Source organism: Clostridioides sp. ZZV14-6154 (genome assembly GCF_020657785.1).
Lineage (GTDB): Bacteria > Bacillota > Clostridia > Peptostreptococcales > Peptostreptococcaceae > Clostridioides.
This window is the reverse complement of the sequence record NZ_JAGWCY010000002.1, coordinates 227,515-240,132: the sequence shown is the minus strand read 5'-3', so window position 1 is coordinate 240,132 and position 12,618 is coordinate 227,515. Positions and strand designations below refer to the sequence as shown.

Below are 12,618 nucleotides of genomic sequence, written 5' to 3'. Positions count from 1 at the left end.
CTAGCTTTTATAGTATACTATACTAAATATAGAATATGTTATTTTTACAATTATAATAAATTTTTAATAATATATATCAGAAAATTCTATTTTTATTTTTTCCTGAAGATTATATATTCTCTTATCTTCTGTATAGTACTCATTACTAAAACTTTTCATTGGCAGTGAAATTAAGAATTCTGTACCCTTATTAACTTCACTTATTACTTCTATATCTCCACCATGAAGACTTACTAGGTTCTTAACTATAGCAAGTCCTATTCCACTTCCTTCAGTGTTTCTAGATAAAGTCTTGTCAACTTGTGAAAACTCTTCAAAAATCAACTCCAATTTATCTTGAGGTATACCAACGCCAGTATCTTTAACACTTATGATTACTTTATCTATTTTATAATAAATGTTTACGTATATCCATCCTCCATTATCAGTAAATTTAATACAGTTTGATAATAGATTTAGCATAATTCTCTCAATTTCAGCCTTGTCTACATAAACATTGATTTCTTCAAGCTCTGTATCAAATAGAATTCTTATATCTTTTCTACTTGCATACTCTTCTATATTCATAAACAAATCTTCTATTACAGATACAATATTGTATTTTGCAAGTTTAAGTGTATAAAACCCTGACTCCATCTTTGTCAAATCTATAATATTATTTATCAATCTTTGAAGTCTATAAGAACTTTGTCTAACTAAATCAACATGAGATTTAATATTATTATTATAATCTTTTATTTTTTCGCTTCTATAAAAAGAATCTACCAATTGATTTGAACTTGATATAACATTTAATGGTGTTTTTAACTCATGAGACATATTTGCGAAAAACTCAGTTTTTATTTTATCTGTTTTAAATCTTTCAAGCAACTCTTTTTCAGCTTGTTCAGAGTATTTTTTATGTGCTAAATCTTTTATAATAAGCATTATATATCTAGTGTTATATATCGCAAAAGGTAATGCACTTAATTCTACTTCTACTATATCATCATAATTATTTATTAATTCATATTCTAGTAGAAGTATACTTTTATTTTCATTTAAAACTTTAGTCATATTTTCAGTAAATTTTATTTTTTCTTCAGTATTTGCATTCATTAATATCTTAATATTAGAATCTTTTACATCATCTATACTTGTAAAAGATAGCATATCTAAAAATGACTTATTTGCATAATTTACACTTAAGTCTTCTCTTAACAAGCATATACCATCAGGTAGTATATCTATAAATCTTGAATAAGATGATTGACTTTCTTCAAGTTTTATTTGTGATATCTTTCGAGAAGTTGTATCACGTATTACAATAATAGTTTTATAAGTTCCTTCATTATTATAATGAGAAAAACTCATCTCTACATATTTTACTTCACCCTCTATTACATACCTTTTTTCTATACTTTCTTCACTTTTACATATTGATGAAAAATCGATATTTTCTAACGTCTCTTTAAATATTTGTCTACATGCATTATTTACATATATTTTATTACTACCTTCAAGTACTACTATACCATCTCCAACACTTTCTAAAAAGTCTTCACTTCTCTTATTTGCTTCAATAAATTTTCGTTCATATTCCTTTTTCTTAGTTTTATCCTTTAATACACATAAGACTCCTTCTATTTGTGTAGCTATGATTAAAGGAGCAAATATAGCTTGGTAAACCTTATTATCACTTGTATCAATAAATTTTTCTATATTTTTTTTATTGATAAATACATAATTAATGCTTTCTATTAAGTCATTAAAATTTTTAACTTTATTACTTAATTTACCTTGTTCTTTATAATCTCCAAAAATATTTCTAAAACTTTTATTTGCATATGTAATTTCTCCATCCTTACTAAACACAACTATACTATTTACAGCAACATCTAAAGTAGACTGTAATCGTAATTCTCTTTTTATAAGTATTTCTTTAAGTTCTTCTATTTTTTCTGTTTCATATATTAATTTTTTGTTTTTTTCTTTCAAACTTTCCGTTTTTATTGTTAATTCTTCATTTGTATCATGTAATTCCAATGCTGTTTTCTTAATATTCTTAGATACTATATAATTATATAAATAGTATAATGATACATTTATTATTATTTGTGATAACATACCTTCTATATGCCTATTACCAATTACTATATGTAGTAAATTTGGAACTCTTGATAAGATTGTTATTATTATTATTCTATTAAAAAACTTTTTTTCACTATATTCCCATTTATTTACGTTTGAACTTGAGTTTAGTTCAATTCCACTCATAATAGAGGCAATTATCATAAATATAGATGTAACAACCCCTAAGGTATAGTGTAATGTCCCTCTGTCTAAAGAGTTACAAATTCCAGATATTATGAATAAAGATGATGTTGTCAAAACTACAGCTACTACAAATAAAATTATGCTCGAATGAATTTGTTTATTATCCTTAACAAATTTAAAACTTAAATACACACCTAGTATAGGAAATAAATCTGTTATTGCTGATATTGTAATGTTAGTTCCAATTATAACTTCTTCTCTAGCACCTAAACAATTAAATAAATATATACACTCCAATACTCCAGTTGCTGCAAATACTAACCCCAAAAATGTAGAAAATGAATCTACCTTAAATTTTGTAGTATTAAATATAATCATCCCTGTAGCTATTAAGAATGTAGCATATACAGCATGCAGTAAAATTTCATATTTATTTGTATCTTTTATAATAAATAACAAAAGCACTGAGCCCATTATTATAAATAAAAGGCTCATGTCTTCTCTTTCTTTTATATCTGGTTTCACAGCAGGTATTATATTCTTCAATACTTTACACTTCCTCTTAATTAATATTTTATACTAATTAATTTATACGATACTCGACATTATAATTCCTTCTTTATACCTCAAAGCAAAAACAGACATTTTCCGCTAAAACAAAATTCTTTTGTTTTCTATTCTCTTAGTTATTTTATTTCTATCAAAGTTTTCTAATATAATCATACAATTTTTTCTACTAGAATCTATCAAATCTCTGTATTCTCCTAGTGTTATTTCCTTATTTTCTTTTATATAATTTATTAAAGTATTCTTTGCATCTTCATAAATATCTTTATCCATTATATACAAATCATCCAATTTCTCTACTTTGTTACCTATCATTGACTCTAATACTTCAGCATAGTTATGATTTCCTTCAGAAACTTCATCTATTGTCAATATTGAAGAAACTCCACATGATTTTAGCCTTTTTTCTATTTTTTTTGCTATTTCTCTTTGTTTGTCATTTAAGATAACTTCAAAATCAAATAATGATATTATATTATTTTCTATTTTTATAATATTTTCTGTAGATAATTTTTCTAGTAAAATATCCATTTCTCTAGTCTTAAAATTACTTTCTACCTTGGACCTTACTTCTTCTTTTAACATACCTTTTCTCAATCTATACTTCTTATGGTACTCACTTAAAAGATTTATCGTGCTTTCCTTCAGTTTATTATATTGATTTATATGCATGTACATGTTTCCAATAGGCAATACTTTATTTTCTGATATAAGTATCTCAATAGCTCTTTTTACATGTTCTTCATGAGCACCACTATAGCTCATTATTGCTTTTATATTTGGATAATTTTTTAGGTTTCTCTTTAAGTATTCTTCTATTATATCTTTAAGTTCACCTTTTTCTTTTATTTTTAATGCCTCTATAGCTTTTTCATCAAATCTCTTATGCTTTTTAGGAGATGGGTCAATTATCACACCTCCACCTATAGTTTCCATTGGAGAATAGCGTCTGACAACAAAAGTATCACCCTTCTTAGATACTATACTTTCTTCAAGTCTTAGCTGAACATATCCATTCTCTCCATTTTCAATTAAATCTTTATCTAGTGGAACTACTCTACAAAGTATTTCTCTAGTACCATGATACAATCTCAATCTATCCCAATGTCTTATCCCTTTTTCTAAATGATTTACTAATGATAATTTTACATCTAACATCATTGATTCTTCTAATGAATTTGGAGCCGCCAAGACATCTCCTCTTTTTATATCATCTACCTTTACATTTGATATGTTGATTGCTGTCCTTTGTCCTGCATAAGCTGTATCTTTATTTTCCCCATGAACTTGTATACTTCTTATCTTTGTTTTTAATACTTGTGGATATATAACCAAATCATCCTCTATACTTATCTTTCCTTCTATTAAGGTACCTGTTATTACAGTACCAAATCCCTTTATAGAAAATACTCTATCTATATTAAGTCTTGCTGGAGAATTTTCGTTTTTATCTTCTATTGCCTCACTCATCTTATCTATTTTTTCAATAAGAGTATTTATTCCTTTTTTAGATACAGAATCAACTTCAATTATTTCTGCACTTTCAAGAAAAGTACCTTTTATTTTTTCACAAATATCTTCTTTTACTAGTTCTCTAAATTCTTCGTCTACAGTATCAGATTTAGTCAAAACTACTATTCCATTTTTTATATTTAAAAAACTTAAAATATCTAAGTGTTCAACTGTCTGTGGCATAACGCCCTCATCTGCTGCTACAACAAGTAAAACTATATCAAGTCCTGATGCTCCAGCTAGCATGTTTTTTATAAATTTTTCATGTCCTGGTACATCTACGATACCAGCTCTTCTATTATTTGGTAAATCAAAATAAGTAAACCCTAGATTTATTGATATACCTCTCTTTTTTTCTTCGTCTAATGTATCAGTTTCTCTTCCAGTCAATGCTTTTATAAGAGTTGTTTTTCCATGGTCTATATGACCTGCTGTTCCAATTACTACGTTTTTCATTTTTTGCCCCCTATCAAAGCTTAAATGCTTCTAATTTTCAATTAAAATTAACAGTATTACTATCTCAAATTTAGTTAATTAAAGGCTTTTCTTAATTCCTCAACTACTACATCAAATTCATCATCAAATATAGTTCTTACATCTAAAACATATTTATTATCATATACTCTAGCTATTATATGAGCTTCACTGAGTCTTAATTTTTTTTCTAAAGACGAAACATTCATATGCTCAGGAGTTATTGTTATTACCTTTGTGGCTATCGTTTCAAGAGGCATAGACCCTCCTCCCACCTGAGAAAATCCATCTTCTATGTTTATTTTAGCATTTAGATTCAAGGTAGTTATTTTTTCAAATAATTTGTTTGCCTTTGCTTCTAATTCTTCAATGGTATATGTCAACATTTTTAAAGTAGGTATGTTTTCCACAGCTTTTGTTTCATCTAGGTACATTCTTAAAGTTGCTTCAAGGGCACATATTGTAAGCTTATCGACCCTAAGAGCTCTAGTAAGTTGATTTTTCTTCATTTTTTCTATATACTCTTTTTTCCCAACTATAATACCTGCTTGTGGTCCACCAAGCATTTTATCTCCACTAAAAGTAACTACATCCGCACCTTGTCTTATAGAATCTAATACAGTTGGTTCATAAGATAATCCATATTTTGATAAATCTATAAATACTCCACTTCCTAAGTCTTCTATTACAGGTAACTTATATTTTTTACCCAAATTAACTAGCTCTTCTATAGATACACTCTCTGTAAATCCCATAATTCTATAGTTACTTGTATGAACTTTCATCAATACATTAGTTTCTTCTGTAATAGCTTCTTTATAATCTTTTAAGTGTGTCTTATTAGTTGAACCTATTTCCACTAATTCTGCACCACTAAGAGCCATTATACTTGGAATTCGGAAAGAACCTCCTACTTCCACTAGCTCTCCACGTGATACAATTGCTTCTCCTCCTTTGGCCATTGTACTAAGTACAAGAAGCACTGCTGCTGCATTATTATTAACAACTAGTACATCTTCTGCACCAGTAAGTCTTTTTATTGTATTAGTTAAATGAGAATATCTTGAGCCTCTTTCTCCATTATCCAAATCATATTCTAAGTTTGAATATCTTGAAGCAGCACACCATAATTCATCTTTTATATCTTCACTAAGTAAAGACCTCCCCAAGTTTGTATGAATAACTGTACCAGTTGCATTTATAACTTTTTTTAATGATAATGAGTAATTTAATTTAACTCTCTCTATTGAAGATTCTATTATTTCATCAAATTCTATTGTTACAGAATTAGATGCATCTTCTTTTAATCTTAATATAAATTGTCTCTTAAAATCTATCACTTCTCTTACAGATTCTAAAACTAAACTTCTAGGATATTCCTCTATTATTTCTACTATTCTATTATCACTTAATACTTCATCAACTGAAGGTAACATTGCAAATAATTCTCTTTTGCTCAAAATAATCACTCTTTCTCTATATATAATATTTTATAAAACTGTAATATATTTTTCCCCTTTTGTCACTACAGAACCTATGATTTTTGCTTCTATTGCTCCATTTAACTTCATATCTCTTACAAGCTCTTCTGCTAGTTCTTCTTTTACAGAAATCAATAACCCTCCAGAAGTTTGTGGGTCATATAGAATATCTTGAACTGCAACTTTTACATCTCCTACAACTTCTACATCCTTTGATACATAATGCATGTTTTTATACATTCCAGCAGGTATGATTCCCATTTCTGCCATTTCTATAGCACCCTCGATAATTGGAACATGCTTTGAATCAATTTCAAGACTTACCTCAGAAGCTTTAGCCATTTCTAAGGCATGCCCAAGTAAACCAAATCCAGTGATATCTGTAACTGAATTTACATCAATTCTATCAAAACTCATTGCTGCATATTTATTTAAATGTATCATTATTTCTACTACTTTATCACATATATGTTGTTCTACCATACCTTCTTTCATGGCTGTATTTAATACACCCACACCGATTGGCTTTGTTATAACTAACTTGTCACCAGGCTTTGCAGTGGCATTTGATAAAACTTTATTTGGATTTACAATTCCAGAAACTGAAAGACCATATTTAGGTTCTTGGTCATCTACAGTATGACCTCCAACTAATAGGGCACCACTTTCTTTTACCTTATCAAATCCACCTTTTAATATTTCTGCAAGTACATCCATATCATGACATGATGGAAAACAAACAATATTCATTGCAACTAAAGGCTTTCCTCCCATAGCATATACATCTGATAGTGAATTTGATGCAGCAATTTGACCAAACACAAACGGGTCATCTACCATTGGTGTAAAGAAATCCAGTGTTTGAATAAGTGCCATATCATCATTTAATTTATACACAGCAGCATCATCTGCTGTATCTAATCCTACTAATAAATTTTCTATATTATCATTTTTAGGCAGTTGAGATAAAACTGATGCCAGAACCTCTGGCCCTATTTTAGCTGCTCATCCACCTGCTGTTGTCATCTCTGTAAGTTTTTTTTGTTCCTTCTTCATAAAAGTACCTCCTTTACTAAATTTCCACATATACACACATATACATACATATTTATAATACCATATCTATAAGTGAGTTTTGTATTATATTTTTAGTCTGTACAAATTAAATCTTTTAGATTTTCGTATTTTTTATCTCCTATACCATTCACATTTTTTATATCTTCAATTGAAGCAAACTGTCCATTTTCTTCTCTATGTTGTAAAATTTTATTAGCTGTAGCCTCTCCAATTCCAGGTAAAGCATCCAGTTCTTCTAATGTCGCTGTATTTATATTTATTTTTGATTTATCAGATAGATTTTTACTATTTTTACTTTCAGATTCATTTTTAGGTTCTTTTTTTAGACTTAATTTATTAGAATCACTACTACTTGTAACAGATATTGTTTCTCCTATTTTAGGTATTATGTAATGTTGTTCATCTTCTAACTTTAGTGATAAATTAATTCCATTTAAATCAGCTTCTTTTGTTGTTCCACCTAATAATTCTACAGCATCATAAAGTCTCTTATCTGATTCTATAGTTACAATCCCCGGTCTATTTACTGCTCCACTTATGTATATAGTTATTTTATTAATTTGAATATTTTTATCTATTTTCCCCTCATCTTTATTATGCTGATTACCTTCATTTTTAACTATTTTGTCTACCTTATCTGTTTTTTCATTATGTGAATTATTTTTACTTACAACATAAATATCTTCTTTAAAGATATCTAGCCGATTAATGATTATTGCTGATAATGTTAAAAAACATATGATGGAAAACAAAATAATTTTTACCTTTTTTTTCATATATTAATCACTCCTTTATTTTAATTATTGACAAAAATATGCTATACTAAAAGATGAATTTAAATTTTGGAGGCTCACAATGAAAAGAAATTTATCACTTTTATTAATCTGTTTCTTGATATTTGCTTCATTTTTAGGAAGTTCTGATATATCTTTTGCAGATGATGAACCAGCTATAGTTGCCAAACATGCCGTTTTAATGGACTATGAAACTGGAAAAATATTATATAATAAATCTGGAGATTCTAAGCTTTATCCAGCTTCAACAACTAAGGCATGGACAGCTTGTTTAGTTTTGAAAAAGGTTAAGGATTTAAATCAAGTAATAGAAATTAAAAACCTACCTCAGATAGAGGGTTCTAGTATGTACCTGAAAGAAGGAGAAGCTTTCACTGTAAGACAATTATTAAACGCTCTTTTAATTCATTCTTCTAATGATGCTGCATTTGTATTAGCTAGATATGTTGGTGGAGGAGATGTACAAAAATTTGTTGACCTTATGAATTCTGAGGCAAAAAATATTGGAGCTACTGGCACTCATTTTAACAATCCTCATGGATTACCAGACCCAAATCATTACACTACAGCTCATGATATGGCTCTTATGGCTAGAGAAGCTATGAATAATGATGTTTTTAGACAAATTGTAAAAACTAAGTCACTTAAGTTTGATGCTACAAAAGCATACCCTTATGAAAGATATTTTGTAAATACTAATAAATTTTTAACATCACATGATAAGATTACATATAAAGGTCAATCTATAGATATAAAATACGACATAGTTGATGGCATAAAAACAGGATATACTGATGCTGCTGGTAAATGTCTTTTATCTAGTGCAGTAAAAGATGGAAGAAGAGTCATTGCTGCTGTATTTAATTCAACTAATTACGATTTATATTTAGATTCACGCATCTTAATTGATTATGGATTTGATAATTTTAAATGTGCTACTATTGTTGATAAAGAAAAATATACTGATACTAAAAAAGTATTATTTACAAAACAGCATGAATTAATTTATGAACCAAAACATAGTTATAAGATAACTTTAGGACAAAATGAATCTCAAGGTGACTACAATACTAAAACTGAACTAGATAAAATTGATTTGCCTGTAAAAAAAGGTACTAAGGTTGGTACTTTAAATATATATAATAGTGGTAAACTAGAAAAGAGTATAGATTTAGTTGCAAAAAACAATCTTGATAGTAGTCTTCCATTTATAACTGAAAATAAAACTTTGATGATTTTTATTAAAATTATTATAGCTATTTTAGTACTCTTAGTTATATTTATAATAGCTTCAAATATTAAAAAGAATAATAAAAAAAAGTCTAGAGGAAAAAGAAATATGAGAAAATAACAATTATTAATGATAAAACTTAAGTGTATTTCTTATTATAAAAATAGACGATATATTTATTTGATTTTTAAAGTTTTTAAATTGAAAATATAAATTCTAAAATAAAAAAATTTAATTAGAAATAGATTAGGGGTTCTTAAGAACCTCTTTTCTTTTTTTATACAAAAAAGGAGATACCCAAATTTTTATTTTGAGACATCCCCATATAATTACAACTAATCATAATCTTAAACGAATCTGATTTTTAAATTTTCCTTTTTATAAAATATCATTTTTTAAATCATCTATACTGTATAAAATAACAGCCTATATATCAAATTGAAATGTAAAGTTATCAATTAATCTAGTTTTTCCTATGAAAACAGCACTTGCTACAAGTACAGAATTTTCTATATGTTCAACAGGTTGTAATGTCTCACTATCTACAATTTCAACATAATCTATTTTTGTTGAATCTTCAGAATTTATTTTAGATGTTATTAATTCTTTTATTTTTTTTACATCTAGATTTCCTTTTGCCAGTTCTTTTTTTGCTAAGCTTAAACTTTCATTTAAAACTAAAGCAGTTTTTCTTTCTTCTTTTGAAAGATATGTATTTCTTGAGCTTTTTGCTAAACCATCATTTTCACGAACTATAGGGCAACCTATTATTTTTGTGTCTATATTCAAATCTTTAACCATCCTTTTAATTACTGCTAGTTGTTGAGCATCTTTCTCTCCAAAATAAGCTTTATCAGGAGTTACTATATTCAGAAGTTTTGAAACAACTAGACAGACACCACCAAAATGAACAGGTCTTTTAGAACCACAAAGAAAATCTGTAAGTCCAGACACATTTATGGTAGTACAATGGCCTTTCAAATACATTTCTTCTGATGATGGATTAAAGACTACTGATGCACCACTATCTATACAGTATTTAAAATCTTTTTCTATATCTCTCGGATAGCTGTTAAAATCTTCGTTTGGTCCAAACTGAGTTGGATTTACAAATACACTTACTACTACCTTATCATTTTCTTTTACAGCTTTTTTGATAAGGCTTTGATGTCCTTCATGTAAAAATCCCATAGTAGGAACAAGGCCTATAGAATAGCCAGCTTTTTTCCAATCTTTAACTATATTCCTTAGTGATTTTATTTCTTTTATAAGCATTTTGTACCATCCTTAATCTTAGTATAATTTTTCTAATTCAGATTCATTTATTGAAAAGCTATGCTTTTCTTGTGGAAATGCACCAGTTTCAACTTCTAGTATGTAATTTTTAATTGAATCTTTCATTATATCTCCTATATTTGCGTATTGCTTTACAAATTTAGGTACAAAATCTCCAAACATCCCCAACATATCTTGATAAACTAAAATTTGACCATCACAATTAATTCCTGCTCCTATCCCTATTGTAGGAATTGAAATAGAATTAGTCACCATCTCAGCTATTTTAGCAGGAACTCCTTCAAGGACAATAGAAAAGGCTCCTGCTTTTTCTATTAATTTAGCATCTTCAATAAGTTGTTTTGCTGTTTCACTAGTATTTCCTTGAACCTTAAATCCACCAAATGAATTTACAGATTGAGGTGTTAGTCCTAAATGGCCCATTACAGGTATTTGAGCATTTACAATGTTTTTTATTTGTTCTATAACGTTTGAGCCACCCTCTAATTTTACAGCATGTGCCCCACCTTCTTTTACAAGTCTGCCAGCATTTTTAACAGCATCTTCTATAGAAACATGGTAAGATAGAAATGGCATATCACTTACGATTAAGGCATTTTTTGCACCATTTTTTACAGCTTTTGTGTGATATATAATTTCATCTATAGTAACAGATAGAGTGTTTTCTTCACCTTTTACTACCATTCCTAATGAATCTCCTATTAAAATACCATTTATGTTACATTCATCCATTATTTTTGCCATTGAGTAATCATAAGCTGTAAGCATAGACAGCTTCCTTCCTTCACTTTTAGCATTTTTAAAAGTCAGTATAGTATTTTTCATTGTTTTTTCCTCCTAAAATTTTGTAAATCTCTTTGTATTTTTCAGATTTACTTATTAAATTTTCGACTGCATTTTCTATAGAAATATTTTTTGTACATTTTAATGAATCTTCATTTTCCAAGGCAATTATTTTTAGTAGATTTAAGGAGAGTATTTTGTAAATATCTTCATCTTTTTTATCTAATGCTGATAAATGTTTTTTTATTGGTGTTATATCCCCACGAACAACAGGTCCAGTAAGGGATTTAGTAAATCCATTATCAAGTATGTTTTCTATATTTATTTTGACCAAAGGATTTATAGCTTTTAAAGCTTCTTCTTCAGATAAACCCAATTTAATAAAGTAACTTACTCCTACATCTAGTAAAGATAACACTAAATTTGAAACTAAAACATTAGCTACATGATAAGTGGATGAAGTATTTTTATCTCTTATAAAAAACTGATTTCCTAAGCTATTTATAAAATTTTGAATAAATAAATCATCTTTTTCATTATCACCTTCTATGGAAAAACAAATGTCTTTCATTTTTTTAATATCAGTATTTCTATTGGAAAATGCAAATATAGGATGGACAGAATAAATTAATGCACCTGCTTTTTTTGAACAGAACAATATACTAGATTTTAAAGAACCACTTGTGTGGCAAATGTATTTATGTTTTAAATTAAATTTGGAAAGTTTTTTGTCTATGATTTCAATAGAATCATCTGATGTTGTAATAAATAATATATCATTTTCATAAATAATGTCTTTCAAGTTACTATAAATCTTTGTTTTTGTTAAATCTGTTGATTCTAATAAAGATAATTGATTTCTTCCATAAAAGCCTGTTACACAATAATCTTTTGACAAAAAATAATTTGCTAAAGATGTACCAACTTTTCCAGAACCAATAAATCCTATTTTAATAGTATCACCTCCAACTTGTGATACAACATCTTAATTTCCAATCTCATTCATGAAGATATGAGTTATATAAGACAAAATAATTAAAAACATTTAAAGTATAGTTCTTATAACAAGATACCATCCATGAATATTCTACCATTTAAATAAAAAACTGACAATTAATTCTACAAAAATTAAGTAAATGTGTTTTTA

Annotated in this window: 9 protein-coding genes; 1 reads left to right on the top strand and 8 read right to left on the bottom strand. The window is 27.6% G+C overall.

All coding sequences use genetic code 11. The annotated features are described in order from the left end of the window. Positions 1–63: 63 nt before the first annotated feature. The 5 genes from KGF45_RS07560 to KGF45_RS07540 all read right to left on the bottom strand — a co-directional run bounded on the left by KGF45_RS07560 (position 64) and on the right by KGF45_RS07540 (position 8,143). Entirely contained in the window at positions 64–2,802 is a 2,739-nt protein-coding gene (locus KGF45_RS07560) for an ATP-binding protein (RefSeq protein ID WP_227839964.1), read from the bottom strand. A gap of 105 nt (positions 2,803–2,907) precedes the next feature. After that, complete coding sequence (selB, locus tag KGF45_RS07555) at positions 2,908–4,791, bottom strand: selenocysteine-specific translation elongation factor (protein ID WP_227842126.1); 1,884 nt, start codon at positions 4,789–4,791, stop codon at positions 2,908–2,910. Positions 4,792–4,865: 74 nt separating this feature from the next. Continuing rightward, positions 4,866–6,245: an L-seryl-tRNA(Sec) selenium transferase gene (gene selA, locus KGF45_RS07550; RefSeq protein WP_227842364.1), complete on the bottom strand. Its 1,380-nt coding sequence runs from the start codon at positions 6,243–6,245 to the stop codon at positions 4,866–4,868. Positions 6,246–6,299: 54 nt separating this feature from the next. Then, positions 6,300–7,346, bottom strand: coding sequence for a selenide, water dikinase SelD (selD, locus tag KGF45_RS07545; RefSeq protein WP_227839960.1), 1,047 nt, complete (start codon positions 7,344–7,346; stop codon positions 6,300–6,302). Positions 7,347–7,438: 92 nt separating this feature from the next. Then, a complete protein-coding gene (locus tag KGF45_RS07540) occupies positions 7,439–8,143 on the bottom strand; it encodes a DUF655 domain-containing protein (protein WP_227828174.1) in 705 nt (234 codons plus the stop codon). A gap of 79 nt (positions 8,144–8,222) precedes the next feature. Here KGF45_RS07540 and KGF45_RS07535 point away from each other — a divergent pair, with 79 nt between their 5' ends. Beyond that, the gene (locus tag KGF45_RS07535) at positions 8,223–9,512 is read left to right on the top strand and encodes a D-alanyl-D-alanine carboxypeptidase family protein (RefSeq protein ID WP_227828173.1); all 1,290 of its coding nucleotides are present in this window, start codon (positions 8,223–8,225) and stop codon (positions 9,510–9,512) included. A gap of 306 nt (positions 9,513–9,818) precedes the next feature. On the opposite strand, the gene panC is transcribed toward KGF45_RS07535, so the two are convergent. The 3 genes from panC to KGF45_RS07520 are packed head-to-tail and all read right to left on the bottom strand — an operon-like array spanning position 9,819 to position 12,426. Continuing rightward, on the bottom strand, positions 9,819–10,667 hold the full coding sequence (gene panC, locus KGF45_RS07530) for a pantoate--beta-alanine ligase (protein ID WP_227828172.1): 849 nt from the start codon (positions 10,665–10,667) through the stop codon (positions 9,819–9,821). A gap of 18 nt (positions 10,668–10,685) precedes the next feature. Beyond that, entirely contained in the window at positions 10,686–11,513 is an 828-nt protein-coding gene (gene panB, locus KGF45_RS07525; protein WP_227828171.1) for a 3-methyl-2-oxobutanoate hydroxymethyltransferase, read from the bottom strand. Next, positions 11,488–12,426, bottom strand: a complete 939-nt coding sequence (locus KGF45_RS07520) for a DUF2520 domain-containing protein (RefSeq protein ID WP_227861053.1) — start codon at positions 12,424–12,426, stop codon at positions 11,488–11,490. The genes panB and KGF45_RS07520 overlap by 26 nt, the downstream gene beginning before the upstream one ends. Between the last annotated feature and the right edge of the window lie 192 nt (positions 12,427–12,618).

What these genes read in the sequence shown, in the direction of transcription:
- panB (WP_227828171.1), bottom strand. Translation starts at nt 11,513, where the DNA reads ATGAAAAATACTATACTGACTTTTAAAAATGCTAAAAGTGAAGGAAGG.
- selA (WP_227842364.1), bottom strand. Translation starts at nt 6,245, where the DNA reads ATGTTACCTTCAGTTGATGAAGTATTAAGTGATAATAGAATAGTAGAA.
- panC (WP_227828172.1), bottom strand. Translation starts at nt 10,667, where the DNA reads ATGCTTATAAAAGAAATAAAATCACTAAGGAATATAGTTAAAGATTGG.
- KGF45_RS07540 (WP_227828174.1), bottom strand. Translation starts at nt 8,143, where the DNA reads ATGAAAAAAAAGGTAAAAATTATTTTGTTTTCCATCATATGTTTTTTA.
- selB (WP_227842126.1), bottom strand. Translation starts at nt 4,791, where the DNA reads ATGAAAAACGTAGTAATTGGAACAGCAGGTCATATAGACCATGGAAAA.
- KGF45_RS07535 (WP_227828173.1), top strand. Translation starts at nt 8,223, where the DNA reads ATGAAAAGAAATTTATCACTTTTATTAATCTGTTTCTTGATATTTGCT.